This is a genomic window from Dickeya zeae NCPPB 2538 (assembly GCF_000406165.1).
In the GTDB taxonomy this organism is placed as follows: Bacteria; Pseudomonadota; Gammaproteobacteria; order Enterobacterales; family Enterobacteriaceae; genus Dickeya; species Dickeya zeae.
In genome coordinates this window covers 1,704,267-1,726,186 of record NZ_CM001977.1, presented here as the reverse complement: position 1 = coordinate 1,726,186, position 21,920 = coordinate 1,704,267, and the positions used below count along the sequence as shown (strand labels likewise).

20 protein-coding genes and 2 tRNA genes are annotated in these 21,920 nt (G+C 52.2%); 9 read left to right on the top strand and 13 right to left on the bottom strand.

Going from position 1 to position 21,920, the window contains the following annotated elements; all coding sequences use genetic code 11:
- Positions 1-28: 28 nt before the first annotated feature.
- From tyrS to anmK, 4 genes are all read right to left on the bottom strand, one after another.
- The gene (gene tyrS, locus DZE2538_RS07545; protein WP_026358025.1) at positions 29-1,306 is read right to left on the bottom strand and encodes a tyrosine--tRNA ligase; all 1,278 of its coding nucleotides are present in this window, start codon (positions 1,304-1,306) and stop codon (positions 29-31) included.
- A 138-nt stretch (positions 1,307-1,444) separates the two neighbouring features.
- A complete protein-coding gene (gene pdxH, locus DZE2538_RS07540) occupies positions 1,445-2,143 on the bottom strand; it encodes a pyridoxamine 5'-phosphate oxidase (protein WP_019845808.1) in 699 nt (232 codons plus the stop codon).
- A gap of 108 nt (positions 2,144-2,251) precedes the next feature.
- Positions 2,252-2,572, bottom strand: coding sequence for an MliC family protein (locus tag DZE2538_RS07535; RefSeq protein ID WP_080638965.1), 321 nt, complete (start codon positions 2,570-2,572; stop codon positions 2,252-2,254).
- A gap of 174 nt (positions 2,573-2,746) precedes the next feature.
- The gene (anmK, locus tag DZE2538_RS07530; protein WP_038915998.1) at positions 2,747-3,859 is read right to left on the bottom strand and encodes an anhydro-N-acetylmuramic acid kinase; all 1,113 of its coding nucleotides are present in this window, start codon (positions 3,857-3,859) and stop codon (positions 2,747-2,749) included.
- A 352-nt stretch (positions 3,860-4,211) separates the two neighbouring features.
- Between anmK and DZE2538_RS07525 the strand changes: the two genes are divergently transcribed.
- Positions 4,212-4,679: an outer membrane lipoprotein gene (locus DZE2538_RS07525; RefSeq protein ID WP_019845812.1), complete on the top strand. Its 468-nt coding sequence runs from the start codon at positions 4,212-4,214 to the stop codon at positions 4,677-4,679.
- Positions 4,680-5,125: 446 nt separating this feature from the next.
- Here DZE2538_RS07525 and slyA read toward each other — a convergent pair whose 3' ends face one another.
- Together slyA and DZE2538_RS20270 are read right to left on the bottom strand one after the other, a co-directional pair.
- A complete protein-coding gene (slyA, locus tag DZE2538_RS07520; protein ID WP_012884365.1) occupies positions 5,126-5,563 on the bottom strand; it encodes a transcriptional regulator SlyA in 438 nt (145 codons plus the stop codon).
- A 172-nt stretch (positions 5,564-5,735) separates the two neighbouring features.
- Positions 5,736-5,975: a DUF1289 domain-containing protein gene (locus DZE2538_RS20270; RefSeq protein ID WP_023640081.1), complete on the bottom strand. Its 240-nt coding sequence runs from the start codon at positions 5,973-5,975 to the stop codon at positions 5,736-5,738.
- Positions 5,976-6,257: 282 nt separating this feature from the next.
- Between DZE2538_RS20270 and gloA the strand changes: the two genes are divergently transcribed.
- A complete protein-coding gene (gloA, locus tag DZE2538_RS07515) occupies positions 6,258-6,665 on the top strand; it encodes a lactoylglutathione lyase (RefSeq protein WP_019845813.1) in 408 nt (135 codons plus the stop codon).
- A 131-nt stretch (positions 6,666-6,796) separates the two neighbouring features.
- Complete coding sequence (gene rnt, locus DZE2538_RS07510) at positions 6,797-7,477, top strand: ribonuclease T (RefSeq protein WP_019845814.1); 681 nt, start codon at positions 6,797-6,799, stop codon at positions 7,475-7,477.
- Positions 7,478-7,574: 97 nt separating this feature from the next.
- Here the strand turns inward: rnt and DZE2538_RS07505 are convergent, their stop codons facing one another.
- Entirely contained in the window at positions 7,575-7,925 is a 351-nt protein-coding gene (locus tag DZE2538_RS07505; protein ID WP_012884361.1) for a Grx4 family monothiol glutaredoxin, read from the bottom strand.
- A 330-nt stretch (positions 7,926-8,255) separates the two neighbouring features.
- Between DZE2538_RS07505 and DZE2538_RS07500 the strand changes: the two genes are divergently transcribed.
- Positions 8,256-9,260 (top strand): C40 family peptidase, encoded by a 1,005-nt coding sequence (locus DZE2538_RS07500; protein WP_023640083.1) that lies wholly within the window; start codon positions 8,256-8,258, stop codon positions 9,258-9,260.
- A 103-nt stretch (positions 9,261-9,363) separates the two neighbouring features.
- Here the strand turns inward: DZE2538_RS07500 and cydH are convergent, their stop codons facing one another.
- The gene (gene cydH / locus DZE2538_RS20825) at positions 9,364-9,453 is read right to left on the bottom strand and encodes a cytochrome bd-I oxidase subunit CydH (protein ID WP_023640084.1); all 90 of its coding nucleotides are present in this window, start codon (positions 9,451-9,453) and stop codon (positions 9,364-9,366) included.
- A gap of 383 nt (positions 9,454-9,836) precedes the next feature.
- On the opposite strand from cydH, the gene purR reads away from it, so the two are divergent.
- Together purR and cfa are read left to right on the top strand one after the other, a co-directional pair.
- Positions 9,837-10,862, top strand: a complete 1,026-nt coding sequence (gene purR, locus DZE2538_RS07495) for an HTH-type transcriptional repressor PurR (RefSeq protein ID WP_012884359.1) — start codon at positions 9,837-9,839, stop codon at positions 10,860-10,862.
- A 423-nt stretch (positions 10,863-11,285) separates the two neighbouring features.
- Positions 11,286-12,437: a cyclopropane fatty acyl phospholipid synthase gene (cfa, locus tag DZE2538_RS07490; protein WP_023640085.1), complete on the top strand. Its 1,152-nt coding sequence runs from the start codon at positions 11,286-11,288 to the stop codon at positions 12,435-12,437.
- A 148-nt stretch (positions 12,438-12,585) separates the two neighbouring features.
- On the opposite strand, the gene DZE2538_RS07485 is transcribed toward cfa, so the two are convergent.
- On the bottom strand, positions 12,586-13,245 hold the full coding sequence (locus DZE2538_RS07485; protein WP_023640086.1) for a riboflavin synthase: 660 nt from the start codon (positions 13,243-13,245) through the stop codon (positions 12,586-12,588).
- A 279-nt stretch (positions 13,246-13,524) separates the two neighbouring features.
- Between DZE2538_RS07485 and DZE2538_RS07480 the strand changes: the two genes are divergently transcribed.
- The 3 genes from DZE2538_RS07480 (at position 13,525) to DZE2538_RS07470 (ending at position 15,244) form a co-directional block, all read left to right on the top strand.
- Positions 13,525-14,898 carry an MATE family efflux transporter gene (locus tag DZE2538_RS07480; RefSeq protein WP_038915997.1) on the top strand — a complete coding sequence of 458 codons (1,374 nt, stop codon included), beginning with the start codon at positions 13,525-13,527 and terminating at the stop codon, positions 14,896-14,898.
- Positions 14,899-15,054: 156 nt separating this feature from the next.
- Positions 15,055-15,131 (top strand) — tRNA-Val (locus DZE2538_RS07475).
- Between the two features lie 36 nt (positions 15,132-15,167).
- Positions 15,168-15,244: transfer RNA gene (locus DZE2538_RS07470), tRNA-Val, on the top strand.
- A 240-nt stretch (positions 15,245-15,484) separates the two neighbouring features.
- Here the strand turns inward: DZE2538_RS07470 and DZE2538_RS07465 are convergent.
- The 4 genes from DZE2538_RS07465 to licT form a co-directional block, all read right to left on the bottom strand.
- Complete coding sequence (locus DZE2538_RS07465; RefSeq protein WP_038915996.1) at positions 15,485-16,669, bottom strand: alpha/beta hydrolase-fold protein; 1,185 nt, start codon at positions 16,667-16,669, stop codon at positions 15,485-15,487.
- Positions 16,670-17,045: 376 nt separating this feature from the next.
- On the bottom strand, positions 17,046-18,443 hold the full coding sequence (locus DZE2538_RS07460) for a glycoside hydrolase family 1 protein (RefSeq protein ID WP_038915995.1): 1,398 nt from the start codon (positions 18,441-18,443) through the stop codon (positions 17,046-17,048).
- Positions 18,444-18,476: 33 nt separating this feature from the next.
- The gene (gene bglF, locus DZE2538_RS07455; RefSeq protein ID WP_038915994.1) at positions 18,477-20,426 is read right to left on the bottom strand and encodes a PTS beta-glucoside transporter subunit IIABC; all 1,950 of its coding nucleotides are present in this window, start codon (positions 20,424-20,426) and stop codon (positions 18,477-18,479) included.
- A gap of 327 nt (positions 20,427-20,753) precedes the next feature.
- Positions 20,754-21,605 carry a BglG family transcription antiterminator LicT gene (gene licT, locus DZE2538_RS07450; RefSeq protein WP_023640091.1) on the bottom strand — a complete coding sequence of 284 codons (852 nt, stop codon included), beginning with the start codon at positions 21,603-21,605 and terminating at the stop codon, positions 20,754-20,756.
- Between the last annotated feature and the right edge of the window lie 315 nt (positions 21,606-21,920).

Below are 21,920 nucleotides of genomic sequence, written 5' to 3'. Positions count from 1 at the left end.
GAGCATGTTGCTCCCTTCCGTATATCCATCAGTCTTTCCAGCAGACCAGGCAGTAGTTTTTCTTGCCCCGACGCAGCAAGGTATAACGGCCAAACAGCCGGTCAGCATCCGTAAAGGTGTATTCCGGATCGGACTGTTTTTCACCGTTGATCGTGATCGCGTTGGAGGCGATGGTCTTACGCGCCTGCCCACGAGAAGGCTGCAACTCGGAATCGACCAGCGCCTGTTGTAAATCCGCACCTGTCGCCAGCTCCACCATGGGGATGCCGTCCTGAGCCAGTTGCGCGAAATCCGCTTCGGTCAGGTCGCTCAGGTTACCGTTAAACAAACTCTGGGTGATACGTTTAGCGGCTGTCAGCCCTTCTTCGCCGTGCACCAAACGGGTCACTTCTTCTGCCAGAACATACTGAGCACGCGGCGCGGCGCCACTATTCTTGTCTTCTTCTTCCAGCGCGTTGATAACGTCAATGTCGAGGAACGTGAAGAACTTCAGGAAGCGATACACATCCGCGTCAGCGGTGTTGATCCAGAACTGGTAGAACTTGTAAGGACTGGTCTTCTTCGGATCCAGCCATACCGCCCCGCTTTCGGTTTTACCGAATTTGGTTCCGTCCGCTTTGGTGATCAACGGAACCGTCAAGCCGAACACCTGCTTCTGGTGCAGACGACGGGTCAGGTCGATCCCGGAAGTGATGTTACCCCACTGATCAGAACCACCAATCTGCAACTCCACGCCATGCAGCGCATTGAGCGAAGCAAAGTCGTAACCCTGCAACAGGTTGTAGGAAAACTCGGTGAAGGAAATGCCCACGTCATCGCGGTTCAGACGCTGCTTGACCGCTTCTTTGTTGATCATCTGGTTGACGGAGAAGTGCTTGCCGATATCACGCAGGAACGTCAGCACGTTCATGGAACCAAACCAATCGTAGTTGTTGGCGGCTATAGCGCTGTTGGTGCCACAGTCAAAATCCAGGAAAGGGGCGACCTGACGGCGGATTTTATCCACCCACTCTTGCACTGTTTCTTCGGTATTCAGCTTACGCTCGGCGGCTTTGAAACTCGGGTCGCCAATCAACCCCGTAGCGCCACCCACCAGCGCCACCGGTTTGTGTCCGGCCATCTGAAAGCGTTTCAGGCACAGCAGCGGTACCAGATGTCCCAAATGCAAGCTGTCGGCGGTCGGGTCAAAGCCGCAATACAGTGCAATTGGCCCCTGCGCCAGTCGCTCTGCTAACGCGCCCTCGTCCGTTACCTGGGCCACCAGGCCCCGCTCTTGCAATTGTTGAATCAGATTGCTTGCCATCAAAGTCTCCATGTATAAACGACTGCACCTTTGCCGGTACACGACTTTTCGCCATAACGACGAAAGTAATAATTCAGGGTGACATAGAATAAAGCGCCGACACCGGGAGTGCCAGCGCTTAACTCAACAAAATCCGGTGATTTAGGGTGCCAGCCGGTCAATTGCCCAGCCATTGCCCTCGCGTTGGTATAGAAAACGGTCGTGCAGGCGGTGCTCGCCCCCCTGCCAGAACTCCACCGACTCGATAGTGACGCGGAACCCACCCCAGAAGCTCGGTAGTGGAATCTCACCTTGCTGGAACTTCTGCTTTATTTCAAAGAATTTGCTTTCCAGCATACTGCGGGCAGAGATGCGGCTGGACTGCTTTGAAACCCAGGCACCAATCTGGCTGTCGCGCGGGCGACTATGGAAATACTTCATGACATCCAGCATCGGCAGTTTTTCCGCCTTGCCCAGGACAATCACCTGACGTTCAAGCATGTGCCAGGGGAACAGCAGACTGATACGGGCGTTGGCAGCCAGTTGCTGGGCCTTGCGGCTGCCCATATTGGTATAAAACACCATGCCTTTTTCATCATAGTGTTTCAGCAGTACGATGCGCTGATAAGGCTGGCCCTGCTCGTCAACCGTTGCCACGCACATCGCGGTAGGATCCGCCAGTTGCGCTTCGCAGGCTTGTTTCAGCCAACGTTCAAACAGATCGAGCGGGTTGGCGGTGAGGTCGCGACGGCGCAGGCCGCCCTGAGTGTATTCACGCCGCAAATCGGCGATATCGACGCTTGCGGCTTGTTCCGGCGCAAGGGCCACCTTGTTGCGGGCGTTGTCGTTTTCTGTGGTCATGCAATCCTGCCGTTGCTTCATCGGGCGAGAAAAGGGAATAGCCCATTTTGCGCCCGCGTCGTCGAAATCTCAACGCCCGCAACGACATACCACGGCATAGAAACAGCCTTACTGCAACACGCAATCATTCACGATGATTCTATCGCCTCTGACGATAAACGCCTGCTTACCCTTGCTCCAGAACGTATAACGATCATCGCTATAACGCGTACCGGATGCAGCAGGCACCTGTGGCAAGGTATGAGGTTCGCCATCCAGCAGGAACGTCACGCTGTCGACCTTTTGGCCGGGATTCAGCGTGACGGTAAGCGGCATGGTGCCACATTGGTAGTGTAAGGTTTGCGGCTGCGCCGTCGGCATAAAATGGGCGCAACCACTGAGCAACGCTAATGCCCCTGTCAATGCCCCTGTCATCCACAGTGGTTTCATCTTATTCTTCTCCGTCTTTTTTCTGGCATTCGACGATTCCGGCATCCCGACCGAATCATCACACAAAAGAGGAGTCTATCAACAACACGCTGACAGGCCTGTCGGCAAAATCTGATTACACCACCCTCATCCACTGACATCACATACGTTCGATTACCGCGTCTTTCAGCCGATTTACGCCACCATCGCGGGATAAATCGCCCCCAGGATAGTTTCACGGCTGGCACCCGTTACCGACGGTAAATTACCCGGCAACCCCGACAGGGTGCGAAATGCCAGCCAGGCGAACGCTAACGCCTCCATATCATCCCCCCGGATACCGAAGTTATCAGTCGGGCAAACCTCAATACCCGGCAGGCGCGCCGACAGTTGACTCATCAGCAATGGATTACGCGCGCCACCACCACACACCAGTACGCGTTCACAACCCCCGGTCAACAACACCTGTTCGGCGATACTTTCCGCCGTCAGCGCCACCAGCGTGGCCTGCACATCTTCCGGGCGCAAACGCACAAACGACGCCAGTTGCCTTTCCAGCCACGTCAGATTGAAATACTCACGCCCGGTACTCTTCGGCGCCGCCAGACCGAAATACGGGTCGGACAGCATGTGACTCAGTAATCGGTTATCCACCTGCCCCGTCAACGCCCAGGCGGCATCTTTGTCATAGGGCTGCGCCCGATTGCGCCACACCCAGGCATCCAACAGCATATTGCCAGGCCCGGTGTCGTAGCCTTTTACCGCTTTCCCCGGCGCCAGCACCGAAATATTGGCAATCCCGCCGATGTTCAGTACGATTCGTCGCTCCACCGGATGTTGCAGCAACGCGTGGTGGAAAACGGGCACCAGCGGAGCACCTTGCCCCCCCAACGCCATGTCTCGCCGCCGAAAATCGCCAACGGTGGTGATGCCAGTCACAGCGGCAATACGGTTACAATCGCCAATCTGCATCGTACAAGGGGCATCGCCGTCTGGCTCATGCCAAACCGTCTGTCCATGACAGCCAATCGCGGTAATATCCCCCGCACTCAGGCCGGTCTGGCGCAGCAACGCCTGTACCGCGTCGGCAAACAGCGCGCCAAGGCGGGTATCAAGCCGCCCCAGCGAGGAAAGCGTTACCGCCTGCCCTTGATTCATGCTCAGTATCGTCTGACGAATCTCAGGCGGAATCGGGTGACAATAACTGGCTTGCTGTGCAACGGTGTGCTCGTCAATGGCGGCCAGCACCACATCGACACCATCCAGGCTGGTGCCAGACATCACGCCAATATATCTTCCAGACCTCATCGGGTTACCTTTCGTTATGTAAATGACTGCCGGTTACGCCATAACGGCATCGATATCGGCGTCAGCGCACACGGTTCGTGGAGCGCGGTTCTCTGGCCCAATTTTGTCTTTTTTGTCAGACAGATGCCAGAACAGATCGCCCATTATCATTCAGTGCCTTTTTTCAGAAAAAGAGGGATTCTCAAGGAACTTTATAACGCGTTTATTATCAATTTAGTCGCGCTATTCTATCTTTGACGCTAGTCGACACAGTAGAATGGTGCGTTCGACCACGCCATAATGCGACAAGAGATAATTCGTCGGCTCAGGCTGCGCCCTCCGACACAGACACAGCTATAACAGGAGTCTTTCTATGATGAAACGTTTTCTCGTGATCACTTTAGCAGGTATCACACTGGCTGGTTGTGCTAACACCAGTACCCTGTCAGGAGACGTTTATAGTGCATCTGAAGCCAAACAAGTCCAGACGGTAACCTACGGTACCATTGTCTCCACCCGTCCGGTGCAGATTCAGGCCGGGGAAGACAGCAATGTCATCGGTACGATCGGTGGCGCGGTACTGGGCGGACTGGTGGGGAATACTATCGGTCGTGGTACGGGTCGTAATCTGGCAACAGCGGCAGGCGCGGTTGCAGGTGGCGTTGCGGGTAACAGCATTGAAGGCGCGGTTAACCGCGTTCAGGGGGTTGAGCTGGAAATCCGTAAAGATGATGGCAGCACCATCATGGTGGTACAAAAACAAGGCGACACCAAATTCCACGCTGGTCAACGTGTAGCGATGGCCAGTAATGGTCGTTCCATCACGGTTTCTCCTCGCTAAGCGATAATAACCAATCACCACCCATTGGGTGGTGATTGTCTTATGACCTTCATCCGACTCGCCTGCTCAGATACACCCTTATTCGTACGCTATACCCGTCATATTTTAAGTTACAGGAATGTTGGTGTTATTAGTCCAGCACTGACTTTTACCCTTCAGGTATGAGGCTTATCGAACACAACGCCGCTCCCGACAACGTTGTCCGTTATCTCAGTGACTTACTCATGCAAGCCGCTTGAAATACGCCGATTACCGCATTGCAAATGCTCATCATAAGCCTTGCCCTGAAGGGTTAACGCATTACACCACATACAATTGCACAACATATAATTGTGCAATTTATAACGGTACAACACGCATGCGTACCGCCCCGCAACTCGAATCATTGTGAGTATATATTGCCTGAAATTCGAATTACCTGCCGGGACATTTACTTCTTCTATTAATTAAGACTGAGTCTCATGTAATGCCAATATGTTTTTTTCCAGTCGGGAGATAATAGTGGCTAACTCATCTACTTCTGCAGGAGTAATACCATCTAATATTTCGCTGCGTGTTTGATCAATAACGTCATTTACCGCCTGAATGATCGGATCGGCCATATCGGTTAACAGAATTCGTTTGGCGCGTCGATCATGGGCACAAATATGTCGGGTAATTAACCCTTTGTCTTCCAATTGATCCAACGTTCGCACCAACGAAGGCTGCTCTATTCCAATCGCCTTGGCAAGTTGAATTTGGGACTGCCCCGGGGGCAGTTGGTGAATATTATGCAGTGTGACCCAGTGCGTTTGAGTGAGCTCTAGAGGCTTCAATCGATGATCAATCAAAGCACGCCATACACGAACCAACCGGGCTAAATCAGAACCTAACGGCAATTCCATCACCTCTCCTTATAGTTAGCATACTAAGCAACTTCCCTGGATTGCAATCAACTCTGATTTAAAACGAAAGTTTTATAAAAAGGTCTTATTGTTATCTATCTATTCTAGCAAATAATAATTAATTAAAAATGATCTTGAACTTAATTTATGCCATTAAATATCACCATGTCGATTAAAACAGGGTCGGCTGTTCCGGTTCTGAGGATGTTGAATTTTTCTCATTTCGCTGCGAACGCTTCATCCTTTGGCGGCATAATCGTAGCACATCCTGTTTTTGCGCATCGCTCATCGCCCCCCAATTAAAGCGCTCGTTACGGCTTCGAAAACAACCACGGCAGAAGCCCCGGTCATCCGCCTGGCAGATACCGCGGCATGGGTTGGGAACAGGAAAAAGCTCGAGCTGCTCGGCCACAGTACCTCCTCATCCGACATCTTTATTGAAACCTTGATTGCCGCCACTGGCAAGCCTTACGTGGCGTTAATGCGCAATTAACCGCCATATTTCCGTTTATCCTGGTTGTTTTGCAGCAAACGCGCATCAAAACAGGGCTCAACGGCACACCGCATCTCTCCGCCACAGATTTGGACTCACCCCGGCAACGACGCTATACTCTGGCCCTATTGTTTCAGACGATAACGGAATACTACCGATATCGCCCTGACGGCTAACCCACGGATCAAAATAGGGGTCATTATGCGTTTACTTCACACCATGCTACGCGTTGGCGACCTGCAACGCGCTATCGATTTTTATACCAAGGTACTGGGCATGCGCCTGCTGCGCACCAGCGACAATCCAGAATATAAGTATTCTCTGGCATTTGTCGGCTACACCGAGGAAAGCGAAGGCGCAGTGATCGAGCTGACCTACAACTGGGGTGTAGACAGTTATGACATGGGTACCGCATTTGGTCATATCGCACTGGGTGTGGATGATGTTGCCGGCGCGTGTGAGCGTATTCGTCAGGCCGGCGGCAAAGTGACCCGTGAAGCAGGTCCGGTCAAAGGCGGCACCACCGTGATCGCCTTCGTTGAAGACCCGGATGGCTACAAGATAGAACTGATTGAACGCTCACAAGCCGGTCAGGGCCTGGGTAACTGATTCTATCCTTGTCTGTTCAGGTGCCGACGGCACCTGCCTTTTCCGGGGGACGGCACGCTGTCTCGCTGCTGCATCCCCCGACACAATTTGCCATAATGCGCACTGCATGTTGCTGAAGAAATAAGAAACGAATGGCTGAGAAAAATAACCTGAACGCTCTGAACGCGCGTTTTCGTGGGTTTTACCCTGTGGTGATTGACGTTGAGACCGCCGGGTTCAACGCGAAAACCGATGCGCTGCTGGAAATTGCAGCCATAACGCTGAAAATGGATGAAAGCGGTTGGTTACAGCCGGACGACACCTTGCATTTTCATATCGAACCGTTCGAAGGCGCAATTCTGCGTCCCGAAGCACTGGCGTTTAACGGTATCGACCCGACCAATCCTCTGCGCGGCGCGGTGAGTGAATATGACGCTCTGCATGACATTTTTAAAGCCGTTCGCAAAGGTATCAAAGACCAGAATTGTAATCGTGCGATCATCGTGGCGCATAACGCAACCTTCGATCACAGCTTTCTGATGGCGGCGGCTGAACGTTGCGGCTTGAAACGCAACCCATTCCACCCGTTTGCCACCTTTGACACCGCCGCGCTCAGCGGGCTGGTGCTGGGGCAAACCGTGTTGGCTAAAGCCTGTATTGCCGCAGAAATCCCTTTCGATGCCAGCCAGGCACACTCGGCGCTGTACGATACCGAGCGCACAGCACAGCTGTTTTGTGAGCTGGTCAATCGATGGAAACGGATGGGGGGCTGGCCGTTGGCTGGTGCTGTCGGCGATACCGAAGACGCGCCACTGGCTGTCGACGAAGAATAACACCGAACCAATACCGCTCACACGTCGGCCGATACTGGCGTAAAACAACGATAAACAGGCTGTCAGGCAGCGTTGCGCTGCCTGACAATAAGGAAGATTACTGCTGGTCTTCCTGCTGGGAACGGTATTTGTCAGCTGTCTCTTTAATCAACTGTTGCAGTTCGCCACGCTGATACATCTCAATGACGATGTCGCAACCGCCAACCAATTCACCATCCACCCACAGCTGCGGGAATGTCGGCCAATTAGCATATTTCGGCAATTCGGCTCGGATATCCGGGTTCTGCAAAATATCCACATAGGCAAAACGTTCGCCACACGCTGACAACGCCTGTACCGCCTGAGCAGAAAAACCGCAGCTCGGCAGTTTGGGAGAGCCTTTCATGTACAGCAGAATCGGGTTTTCAGCAATCTGGCGCTGAATTTTTTCAAGTGTCGTTGTCGTCATTCTATTGCTTCCTCAAGCGCGTGATGAGCAGCCCTTAAGAGCCGCTCATATGACTCGCGGCAAACCGTGGCATACCGCTTCTTTTGTTTTGTATTCTAACGATAGCGACGGCCACAAAAAAACGCTATCTTTTATAGGGTTTTATCCGGGTGACGTGCTAACGGTACAAAGCGACGCCAAATCGCCTGATAATTAAGCAGCAAACACCGTTGTTAACGTTTTCTCACTATTTTGTAGTAGGATTATTCTATCTCCCGCTTTTTTATCAGGTCATTTTCGGGAATACTGTAAAGATTGAACGATTGAGGACAACATTCGGTCAGAACTATCATGCGGTTATTTATTACGCTCTTTTTATTATTTTTCAGTAATCTATTTTCTGGTCTGGCGCTGGCTAATCCGCATGGCGGGGCAGTGCCACCACGCAAATCTGGTGTAGAAACGGCGAATAAAGCGCTTGATGAATCCAAAAAGAATAAAGTTGCCAAAAATGCTAACAAAAAAGGCGCGGAGCCGACGCACGGCAAAAAACCGGAAAAAAACGCAAAGTCTACGCCAGCCAAAACCGTAGCCAGTCACGATAAAAACGCGAAGTCGCACAATGACAAAAAGCTCGCAGACAAAAAGTCGGTGACGACGGCAGCTCATTCCTCCCATACAAAATCGCAGCCAGAGAAAAGCACGCATACCACTAAAGCTGCATTAGCGAAAACCACGAAAAAAGACGCAGCAAAGAAAGAAACACCGGCGCAGTCTAAAACCAGCCACAAAGCGCATGAACTCGTGGTCGCTAAAAACGCGCATAAAAAAGGTAAAGCGGCGGTCGATGAAGAAGATGAGGTAGCCGCTACGGCTTCACATGGTAAAAGCAAGAAAGGCAAACACGATAAAGCGGCGCTGACTATCAGTGCTGCTCACCAAAAACGCTATCAGCACGCCAAATTGACTGCCATGAACAAGCTGATGAGCCAAATCGGTAAACCGTACCATTGGGGCGGTTCAACGCCTTATTCAGGTTTTGATTGCAGCGGGCTGGTGTATTACGCCTATAAAGATGTGGTAAAAATCTCGATTCCGCGCACCGCCAATGAGATGTTCCACCTGCGTGACGCGGCGCCCATCAAGAAAAGCGAACTGGAAAGCGGTGACCTGGTGTTCTTTCGTATCACCAACCGCGGCGCTGCCGACCATGTTGGCGTCTACCTGGGCAATGGTCGTTTCATCCAGTCACCGCGCTCGGGTTCTGACATCAAAATCAGTAAATTGAGTGAAGATTACTGGCAGGACCATTATGTCGGCGCTCGCCGCGTGGTGACACCGAAGACCATTCGCTAACAAATATTCGTCAGTAACAACCGGATAAATGGCTTAATGAATAACGAGAAAAGGGGCATCAGCCCCTTTTCTGTTTTCTTTTTACACCACTGGCGATCTGCTATCAGTTCAATACCGCAGTGAAACTAAAGACAATGATCACCACTAGTGCGACCAACGTACTACACAGTGACATTTTCAGATTTGTATCCATCGTATTCTCCTGTATGTGACTGATGATCGCCATCATCCCGTTATATCCGAATCAATACTGTATCCCGGCCGAGGGGAACACACAAAGTATAAGTCTATTATTACCCGCCCGAAGTCAAAAAACCGGCTTCTGCGTCACAGAGATAACACGAATTGCCTCTTCCCCTTTTGCTCTAAATCGGCCAAAATCCGCAGTTTACCGTGTACACTGCGTTGGTCGAAGCGTCAGCCCTCCCTTCAAGCTACACACCTCGGCATGTCTCCTACTGAAATGTTGCCTTGTTGTCCAGCAGGAGCAAAATTCACGCAGGCAAACGATTAACAACATATTTACTGCTGTAACAGACCCACGACTGTAACAGATGAGTTCAGGAGTCACTTTAGATGGCAACGATTAAAGATGTGGCAAAACGCGCAGGCGTTTCAACCACAACCGTATCACACGTGATTAATAAAACACGTTTCGTCGCCGAAGAGACCAAGGCTGCGGTACGCGCAGCGATTGATGAATTGCATTATTCACCCAGCGCGGTAGCCCGAAGCCTGAAAGTCAACCACACCAAATCCATCGGGTTGCTGGCCACCTCCAGTGAGGCCCCCTATTTCGCCGAAATTATCGAAGCGGTGGAAAACAGTTGCTACGCCAGAGGCTATACGCTGATTCTGTGTAACTCTCACAATAATCAGGATAAACAGCGAGCTTACCTGTCCATGCTGGCGCAAAAACGCGTAGATGGCCTGCTGGTGATGTGTGCCGAGTACCCGCCTGAACTGCTTTCAATGCTGGCGGATTATCGCCATATTCCGATGGTCGTCATGGATTGGGGCGAAGCTCACAGCGATTTCACCGATACCATTATTGATAATGCGTTTGCCGGTGGGTATATGGCTGGTCGCTATCTGATTGAGCGCGGGCATCGTGATATCGGTGCTATCCCCGGTTCTCAGGGTCGCAATACCGGCAGCGGGCGTTATTTAGGTTTTCTGAAAGCGTTGAAAGAAGCGGATATCCCCCTGCGTGACGAATGGGTAGTTCAGGGTGATTTTGAACCCGAATCCGGCTACAAAGCCATGCATCAGATTCTGGCGCAAAAACAACGACCAACAGCAGTATTCTGCGGCGGCGATATTATGGCGATGGGGGCGATTTGTGCGGCGGATGAACTGGGCCTGCGTGTACCGCAGGATATTTCGGTGATCGGCTACGATAACGTACGCCACTCTCGCTATTTTACGCCGGCGCTCACGACCATTCATCAGCCTAAGGAACGGCTGGGACAGGCGGCGTTTTCCATGCTGCTTGATCGCATCACCAGCAAACGCGAGGAAGCGCAAACCATCGAAGTCCACCCGACGCTGATCGAGCGTCGTTCCGTTGCTGACGGCCCGTATCTCGATTACCGCCGTTAATAGCCAGACGATTTCGTTATCGCACGCTGGCGAGTCAACCGCCGTTATACCGCGCTGTAGAGCGCTAAAGCCTGTCTCCCCGGCATCCTGATATAAAACGCAATGTGCTGCTTTAGCCCGATGAATCTTGTCGACGGGTTAAAGCAGTCATACACTTGTCACTGTCGTTGACGACAATAATCATGATCAGACGATGCTTTTAGCAGTACGCATCGCCTTACTTTTTCTGCCCCACTAATGACTGTTGCACCGTTTGTCACGGCCGGGGTAGATGCCTTTCGTGTCGGCTTGTCTCTTATTTTCCTCTGAGGCTCTCAGGGATAGACGATGGCGTGTGGAATGGGTACATCGAATGCCCTCCATCGCGACAGTTGTCTGGTTTATCCCGTGTAACGCATGTATCTGGCAAAGTAGGGAGAAGTTATGAGTTCATCTTATGTGGAGGATCTGGGTACCCCCAGTCAACCCTGGTTCCAACTGGTTAATGAAATGCTGTCGGCCGCAGATATCGCCATTAACGGTTCGCGACCGTTTGATATTCAGGTCAAAAACCCTGAGCTGTACAAGCGCATACTGCGTGAGGGTTCGCTGGGTTTGGGCGAAAGTTACATGGATGGCTGGTGGGAATGTGAACGGCTGGACATGTTTTTCCACCGCGCGATACGCGCCGGGCTGGAGAAACAACTGCCCGAGCGCTGGCAGGATACGCTACGGATACTGATGGCGCGCCTGACCAATCTGCAATCGCGCCGGCGGGCATGGATTGTGGGTAAGGAGCATTACGACCTCGGTAATGATCTTTTCAGCCTGATGCTAGACCCGTACATGCAGTACTCCTGTGGTTACTGGAAACAAGCCGAAACCCTGGAGCAGGCACAACAAGATAAGCTGCGTCTGATTTGCGAAAAATTGCAATTACGCCGGGGGATGACACTGCTGGATATCGGCTGCGGCTGGGGCGGTCTGGCCGAATTTGCCGCCCGCCATTACGGTGTCAGCGTCACCGGTGTGACCATCTCCCGCGAGCAACAGGCATTGGCACAGCAGCGTTGTCAGGATCTGGATGTCACCATCCTGCTACAGGACTACCGCGATCTGAATCGGCAGTTTGACCGTATCGTTTCCGTCGGCATGTTCGAACATGTCGGTCCGAAAAATTACGACACCTATTTCCAGGTGGTCAGAAAAAACCTCAAATCCACCGGTCTGTTCCTGTTACATACCATCGGCGCCAACGAGACCAGCCTGAAGGTCGATGCCTGGATAGACAAATACATCTTCCCTAATGGGTGTTTACCTTCTGTGCAGCACATCGCCCAGCGCAGCGAGCCTTATCTGGTGATGGAAGACTGGCACAATTTCGGCGCGGACTATGACCGTACTCTTATGGCCTGGCACGAGCGCTTCCAGCAGCACTGGCCTACCCTGTCAGCTCGCTACCCCGAGCGCTTCCGGCGGATGTTCAGTTATTACCTTAACGCCTGTGCTGGTGCGTTTCGCGCACGCAACATCCAACTCTGGCAGGTGTTATTCAGTGTCGAAGGGATTGAAGGCGGTATGCGCGTGGCTCGATGACAGGGTGGCAGCACATCGCCACTCCCCTGCCGCTCTCGCCCCACGAATGTAAGAGCCACCAATAAAAACCGGCAGCCTGGAGTCTGGCTGCCGGTTTTATTATGGCTAACAGGAATAACGCGCGTTCAGGCGTCTTTTATTCACCCAATTATTCACTCTTCGCGGCAAGCTCTGCTGCCGCCAGCGCTTGCTGCTGCTCTGCCTGACGAGCCATAACACGCTCAACGGTGTCGATAATAGCCTGAGTCTGCGGGTCAATTTCGATATTGATGCGGGCACCCAGGCGTTTTTGTCCCAGCGTCGTGCGTTGCAGGGTTTCTGGGATCAGGTGTACGCAGAAACGACTGCGGGTCACTTCACCAACCGTCAGGCTGATACCGTCAATACCAATAAATCCTTTGTGCAACACATATTTCATCTGTGATTCATCAGACAAGCGGAACCAGATCTGATGATTATTTTCTGACGTCAGAATTTTCACTATTTCAGCGGTACACATGATATGACCAGACATGACATGCCCGCCAATCTCATCGCCATATTTGGCTGCACGCTCCACATTAACCCGATCGCCGACTTTCACGTCACCCAGATTGGTCAACCGCAGTGTCTCTTTAATCAGATCAAAACTCACCCGGTCGCCGTCGATATGGGTGACAGTCAGGCAGCAACCGTTGTGTGCTACCGATGCGCCCGTTTCCAGTCCCGGCAACAGTTCGGGGGGCAGTTGAACGACATGGGTGCGGAAATTGGGTTTTTCATCGACGGACACGACGGTCGCCGTGCCCTGAACAATACCGGTAAACATGGTGTTGAGCTTGCCTCCTGATCAGTAATAGGCGTGAACACCCCACGACAGCGGGGCGGCATAGCGGCCGACGCCCGACAGTGGCGACGTTCACTTATGTCAGGCAGTTTGCACCATATCCTCAGGAAAACCAAACGGGATCATTCTCTGGCAGTCAATCATTGGTTTACTGTTGGCAAATAGTTACAATACTTCATCTTTTTTCGTAAAAATAAAGGATGATTGTCTTTCTCTCCTCATTAGAGATCTCTCTCCATCCTGCATTAGGAAGGTGTTTTCGTGCAGAAGTACTTATCAGAAGCCCGTCATTTGCTGGCGCTGGCTATCCCGGTCATCATCGCGCAAGTATCACAAACCTCAATGGGTGTGGTGGATACCATCATGGCAGGATCCTACAGCGCCACGGATATGGCCGCCGTAGCCGTGGGGACATCCATCTGGTTGCCCGTTATCCTGTTCGGTCACGGTTTGCTGATGGCGCTGACCCCCGTTGTGGCGAACCTCAACGGTTCCGGGCGCCGGGACCGCATCGCGCATCAAACCCAGCAAGCTTTTCTGCTGGCGACAGGCATTTCCATCCTGACCATGGTGGTGCTTTATCAGGGGAAATACGCAATCAACCTGATGCATGACGGTGCGCCGGAGCTGGCTGACAAAGCGGTGAACTATCTGCATGCGTTGCTGTGGGGCGCGCCCGGTTATCTGTTCTATCAGGTATTGCGCAGTCAGTGCGAAGGGCTCTCCAAAACCAAGCCAGGTATGGTGATCGGCTTTATCGGCCTGTTGATTAATATCCCCATCAACTACGTATTTATCCACGGTAAGCTCGGCATGCCGGAATTGGGTGGTGTTGGCTGTGGTGTGGCGACGGCCTCCGTATACTGGATAATGATGCTGATGATGGCGATTTATTCCCGCCGCGCTTACTGGCTGAAAGATATCCGCCGGTTCAACACCCCGTTGAAGCCGGATTGGGCGGTACTCCGGCGTTTATCCGGTCTGGGATTGCCGATAGCACTGGCACTGTTATTCGAAGTGACACTATTTGCCATCGTCGCCCTGTTAGTGTTGCCACTCGGGGTCGTGAATGTAGCAGGGCACCAGATTGCGCTTAATTTCAGTTCGCTGATGTTCGTACTGCCGTTGTCGGTGGGTGTTGCCGCAACCATTCGCGTCGGCCATCGCCTGGGCGAGGGTTCAGCACCTGCGGCCCGGGTAGCGGCGCGTACCAGTATTGCGGCAGGTATATTGCTGGCCATCTGCACCGCTATCTTTACCATCACGCTGCGTGAACCTATCGCTATGCTGTACAACAAAAATCCTGATGTCGTGGCGATGGCATCGCATCTGATGCTGCTGGCAGCGGTCTATCAGATTTCCGATGCCGTGCAGACTATCGGCAGTGGCGTCTTGCGTGGTTATAAAGATACGCGCGCTATCTTCTTCATCACGTTCATCGCCTACTGGCTGCTGGGGCTACCCAGCGGTTATATGCTGGCGCTAACTGATATCGTGGTGCCACGTATGGGGCCTGCGGGATTCTGGTGGGGATTTATCATCGGCCTGACCTCCTCCGCCACCATGATGGTACTGCGCATACGTTGGGTACAGCGCCAGTCGTCAGATCGTATTCTGGCACGAGCCGCACGCTAAGGACGCCAGAGCGCCGAAAAAAGCGGCGCTCTGTCTACAAGCTCGTCAATCAGTGAGATACAACCGGAATTTTGCGTTTTTCTCCTTGCAAGCGTCCATCCAGCCCGTTAATATTCGTCCCCGCTGTCACCCTGACAGCGACTGATAAAAAATAATGCGTTCATAGCTCAGTTGGTTAGAGCACCACCTTGACATGGTGGGGGTCGTTGGTTCGAGTCCAATTGAACGCACCATTTTTCAGCCATTAGCCTCACGCTAATGTGCACGTTGCGACCGTAGCTCAGTTGGTTAGAGCACCACCTTGACATGGTGGGGGTCGGTGGTTCGAGTCCACTCGGTCGCACCATATCTATGCTGCAATAACTATCCTGCAAAAAACACTCGCGTCATTTCCACCCACTAGTCCCCTCAGACAATATCGTTTGGATTACGCGCCAATAAATCGGTTATCCATCATTGTCACAAAAAATGCCTGGCAACAAAGCAGCTGCATGCTGACTTGCGAGCACTTATTTCCAGTACGCTAATCACTATTATAAAACGGGCAGGATACCCTGCCCGTTTCTTTACCCAAGACCGGCTTACGCTATTTAAATATCTTCTGCACAAACTCGATATAGGCCGGACGCCAGACGTCCATTTCATGCCCTAAACCAGGGTATTGCCGGTAATCGAATTTGACGCCTTTCTGCTCCAGTTGCGTTTTCAACCCAGCGATATCTTTACCCGTGACGGTATCTTTTTCACCCACGGCTACACTGAAATTATGCAGTTGCCGATTAATAGCAGCGGCATTCCCCAACTGTGCAGTGACCTGTGCATTCGGCACGGTTTCCGTCGTCACGCCGCTAAAGGTTGCCAGCCAGCCGAAATAGTCCAGATGGCTCATGCCGGACACCAACGCCTGATATCCTCCCTGAGACAACCCGGCCAGCGCACGGCCATCCGCATCCCGACGCGCATTGAAGCGTTCGCTGACCAGCGGAATAATGTCATGGATCAGCTCACGATCAGCAGCGGCGGCATTACGCGGATAGAACACCTTACGTCGATCTTTCGGCAAAAAATCTTCCGCTATCGCGTCAGTTGCGTCGGTTTCGGTATCCGGGATCACCACCAGCATCGGCGTGATTTTTTTCTCCGCCAGCAGGTTATCCATGATCTGGGGGATACGCCCTTGTCTGACGGCAGAATCCCCGGCATCCCCAAACCCATGATAGAAATACAACACGGGCAGCGGCTTACCGGTACCGGTGTATCCCGGTGGCGTCCAGACATATATCTGCCGTTCTGATTTCAGCGATGCCGAATGGTAGGTCACCGTACGCAGTTCGCCATGTGGCACCGCCCGCGTATCCAGCACGCTACCGGGCACCAGAATCATACTGGTATTGACCTGACGCTGTGGTTTGGGGAAAGCGGAACCGGTATCAATGCTGCGAAAACCATCCACATTAAAAAAATACTCATACAGATTGGGCTGCTTTGGCTCGCTACGCCACGACCAGACACCCAGCTCGTTTTTTACCATCGGGTGGGCAACCCAGGTTTCCGGCGTTGCACCGGTCACCACACTCACCGATTTCGCCGCCGGTGCAAACAACCGAAACGTAATACTGTTATCCGCGTTAACCTGTGACAAATACTGTTTCGTCGGCACATCAACACGCGGTAGTTCTGGAATCCCCCCCGAGGCAGCTAGCGCCGTCAGTGGCGTGGCAACGCTCAGTGCAGAGAGCAGCAGGTACAGACAGGTTTTCCTGGTTTTCATTATTAACCTCTTTTTGTCGGTGCAGGGAAAATAGACTAGCAGTGTCAATAAAACGGCCCCAGCTGACGTAACATGATGAGTGCCCGGCTGGTAGTTGACGATGCTACGGTAGCGGACGCAGAATTGTCCGCGATCGGCGTAGCGGTTTTCATTATGCTGCTAACATTATTTTTCACACACTTATCGGCAATAAAACACGCTCTGATTGGTGTGATAAAAATCAAAACATTATTTTCAGGTGCACACTCTCGCTCCCAATACAGAAAGGATTGAGACTGTGATGTTATCGCTAAAAATAACTGTCATGACCCACGTTGCAGGTATACCAGTACGCCAGCAACGTGGATATTCCGACTATTATCGGATCGTTGTATTGTTAGCGTGTCAGCGTTTTCCCGTTGCTGGCAATCACGGACTGATACCAATAGAAGCTCTTTTTACGCCGCCGTTCCAGCGTTCCCTTGCCAGTATCATCACGGTCGACATAAATAAAACCGTAGCGCTTTGACATTTCCGCTTTTGAGGCGCTGACCAGGTCAATTGGCCCCCAGCAGGTATACCCGACTACCTCCACGCCATCGGCAATTGCTTCGCTGACCTGCACCAGATGATCGTTTAAATAACGGATACGATAATCATCCTGTATTTCACCATTGTCTTCGATCTTATCTTTCGCCCCCAGGCCATTCTCGACAATAAATAATGGCTTTTGGTAGCGGTCATACAAGAAATTCAGTAAATACCGCAACCCCAGCGGATCAATCTGCCAGCCCCATTCAGAACTTTCTAAATAGGGGTTCGGCACCATATTCAAAATATTGCCACGCGTTTTTTCGAGTTGCGCCTCATCGGTGCTGACACAGCCGGTCATGTAATAACTAAACGAGATAAAATCGACGGTTGCGGTCAGATCCTGTTTGTCCTGTTCCGTTATCACCAGCGTAATACCCTGCTCGCGGAAATAACGCTGCATATACCCAGGATACGCACCACGCACTTGCACATCACCGAAGAAGAGCCATTCCCGATTCTGGTGCAGGCTTTCCATCACATCTTCCGGTTTACTGGTTAATGGATAGAGCATCGCCCCCAGCAGCATATTGCCGATTTTCGCGTCTGGGATGATGTCGTGGCAGGCTTTCACCGCCCTGGCGCTCGCGACCAGTTGATGGTGGATAGCCTGATAAATCGCCGCTTTGTCACTGTCTGGCGGTAGCCCGACGCCGGTAAACGGCGCGTGCAGTGACATGTTGATCTCATTGAACGTCAGCCACCGTTTCACCTTGTGCTGATAGCGTGTAAACACCGTGCGGGCATAGCGCTCAAAACAATCGATGGTCAGCCGATTACCCCAGCCGCCGTGCTTTTTCACCAGTCCATACGGCATTTCATAATGTGACAACGTCACTAATGGCTGAATACCGTGTTTTGCCAGCTCATCAAACAGCCGATCGTAAAATGCCAGCCCCGCTTCATTCGGTTCCAGCTCATCGCCCTCGGGAAAAATACGCGTCCAGGCGATGGATATACGCAGGCAGGTAAAGCCCATTTCAGCAAACAACGCGATATCTTGCGGGTAACGATGATAGAAATCGATCGCCACATCTTTAATCCCACTGTCGCCGGGCTGGCGCTCCACAATATTGCCGAAAATCCCCTGAGGCTGTAAATCCGAGGTGGAAAGCCCTTTTCCATCCGTCAGATAGGCACCTTCCACCTGGTTGGCGGCAATCGCACCGCCCCATAAAAAGTGTTCCGGGAAAGGATTACTCATCACTGATCTCCTGTATCGCTATTCACGCATTATTCAACATACCAGCTGTACCAGCGGCGCATTGGCATCGACCTTGCCACTGGCGACGGGCATTACCCCTTGATAATTCTCACTATTGGTAATCACCATCGGCGTGGTGAGGTCGTATCCTGCCGCCTCAATCGCCGGGCCATCAAACTCCAGCAACAGATCACCTCGCCGCACCACATCGCCAACACGTACATGCGGAGTAAAATAGCGCCCATCCAGCCGGACGGTATCGATACCAACGTGTATCAACACTTCTGCGCCGCCCCTTGATACCAGACCAATGGCGTGGTGGGTCTTAAACAACGATGCGACGGTGCCGTCTACTGGTGCATAAAGCCGCCCTTGTGAAGGCCGGATCGCTACCCCTTTGCCCATCACGCCGCTGGCGAAAGTGCGATCGGTGACCTGTTCTAACGGCACGACCTCCCCCGTAAACGGGCTACACAGCACTTCTTCGCAAACCCGGTTTTCATCACGGATAGAGGTTTCCTCACGAGTAGCGGGTTCATCGTGAACCATACCGGTGTGATTCGGTGTCGCGGCAGGCTGCGTTGTACTTTCCACCACCGCCTCTTGTGCGTCGTCTTTCGGTATACCGAATGCCCAACTGGTTACCGCCGCGAACATGAACGCCGCCAGCGTCCCGATGACAGCCGCCCAGACGCTGCTATCTACACCGGTCGACGGAATGATCTGGGTAAAGGTAAAAATACTCGGGAAACCAAACGAATAGATGGTGGTGTGGAAATACCCCATGACCGCGGCCCCCACCGCGCCCCCGATGCAACCAAAAATGAAAGGACGGCGCAGTGGTAATGTCACACCGTATACCGCCGGTTCAGTGATACCGAAAATCGCGGCGGAAAACGCCGACCCGGCAATCCCTTTGCGCTTCATGTCGCGAGTGCGCAGCAGTACGCCAAGCGTCGCACCAGCCTGACCGAGTACCGCTGGCGTCAACAGTGGCAGCAGCGTGTCATGCCCCATTACGCTCAGGTTATTCAGCATCAGCGGCACAAACCCCCAGTGCAGACCGAAAATCACGCAAACCTGCCAAAATGCCCCCATGACCGCACCAGCCAGCATCGAGTTCAACCCATATAACCACTGATATCCGCCCGACAGCATCTGGCTAAGCCAGGTGGCACTGGGACCAATCACTAAAAATGTCAGAGGGACGCTAATGGCAACGCACAGCAGCGGCGTGAAGAAATTGCGGATATTGGCGTGCAGCCAATGGTTTAACGGTTTTTCCAGCTTGCAAGACACCCAACTGGCGAACAGGATCGGAATGACCGATGAACTGTAGTTGATAAAGGTTATCGGGAGACCCAGGAAATGAAGTATCGGGTGATCGGGTGCCTGCGCGGCGCTAAAGGCGGCGATCATACTGGGGTGAACCAGCGTGGCGCCAATCACCAGCGTCGTAAACGGGTTACCGCCGAATTTCTTGCCCGCGGTATACCCCAGCACAATCGGGAAAAAATAGAACAATGCATCACTGGCGGCAAACAGCAATTTATAGGTGCCGCTACTCTCCACTACTATCTGGGTGGCGATGCCCAGCGCCAAAAATCCTTTCAGGATCCCCATTGCCGCCATCACACCGACGAAGGGCGTAAAAATACTGGAAATAATATCGATAAACCGGGCTAGCAGATTCTCTTTCTTCTCTTCTGTCGAAGCAGAGGGGTCACTAAAACGCGCCATGCCATCAAGCGATAGTAATGCCTGATAGACCTCAGCGACCTGATTACCCACCACGACCTGAAACTGCCCACCGCTTTCCACCACCATAATAATGCCGGGATTATTTTTCAGGGCATCCGCACGGGCAGCAGCATTATTTTTTAATTTAAACCGCAAGCGGGTGGCGCAATGGATCACGCTAATAATATTGTCCTGACCCCCTACGCCCTCTTTTATCTCACTGGCTAATGTTTCGTAACTCATGGTGATATCCTTAATACTCAGTCCATGCCCGAAGAAAACTGCTGAGCGACTGCACTCTACGTTGTCAGTACACCTTGAGGTCAGTACCTCTTGATCTCAGCGCACTTTGTACTCGAGGCAAAAAAAAACCTGAACCGTTTCATTGCGGCGTGATGCTCGCAAAAAACGGTTCAGGTTTTGCCTGTATGCTCCTTAATGGGATATACAGTCGCAATCCATATTCATTACGTTACAGATTACCAGCGTGATGTATTCTGACAAGCGTTTCGCACCGGCCATCTGCTATTTTGTGACGTCACGCAATCTTCTGTCGCCTGCTACCGACATTTATTTTTTCGCCTGTTCCTGTAATTCAGCACGCACCCGCTCAATATGAATAGTCAGAAACATCAACTCTTCTTTCGTCAGCTGATAATGATAATTCAGCATCATATGATCCTGAATTTTCTCGGCACACCGATACGCCAGACTGTATTTCTCTTTGACTACATCGTGTAGTGATTCATCTTCATTGGAAACCGGTATACGCCCCAATAAACGCTGGGCAAAAAACTTCAGGTGGGTGACAAATCGATGGTAGCTGAACGCCTGCTCGTTATAGTCGAGATGGAGGTGGTACTTAACAATATTCAGGATCTCCTGCATGATGCGGGTGATACGCATCACTTCCGGCATATGGCTATCCAGTTGTGCATTCACCAGGTGCAATGCAATAAAGCCCGCCTCATCCTCCGGCAGCCGCACCCCCAAACGCTGGTGAATGATGTCCAACGCCTCCAGCCCGACGGCGAACTCTTTTTGGTACAACCGTTTTACTTCCCACAGCAGTCCATTCGGGATATCCACACCTTGTCGATGTCGTTCAATAGCAAAATGGCAGTGGTCGGTCAGCGAGATGTAGAGGCTGTTTTGCAGGTTTCCGGTCAGTTTTTCTTTTGCCAGCGCGATGATGCGATCCGCCGTCGTCACCACCTCCAGCGGAATACGCTCCAGCACATCACTCAGGCGCGCGGTCAGTTCGCTACTGCGCAAAGAAAAAACCTTCTCGACAAGGGCGGTATCCAGCTTCTCGCCCGGCCGTTTTTTAAACGCCAGTCCTCGCCCCATCACGACCTGTTCATTACCCTGCTCATCGATGACCGTGACGACATTATTATTCAGTATTTTAGCGATCTTCATTGTTCGACCCCTGAAAACAAAAAAACCAGACGCCCGCCACCAACGCGAACATCTGGTTTTGCCTGCCAACGGCAGTAACAACCCCGGGTTGTAGACCACCACGACACCAGCATCTCGCTGACCGGGCACAACCTGCAAACCCTAACTTACCACCGGCGCACCGTGGCTCAACCACCCGGTGACGGAAACGTGACCGGATCGACACAAAGCCAGCATTATCACGACAAATTATTGGCAGACCTGTCACTGACGCCTCACGTTTAGCGCCATCGCCACACCGACAGCCAGATGTTTTTCGTGCATTTGCGCAACAAG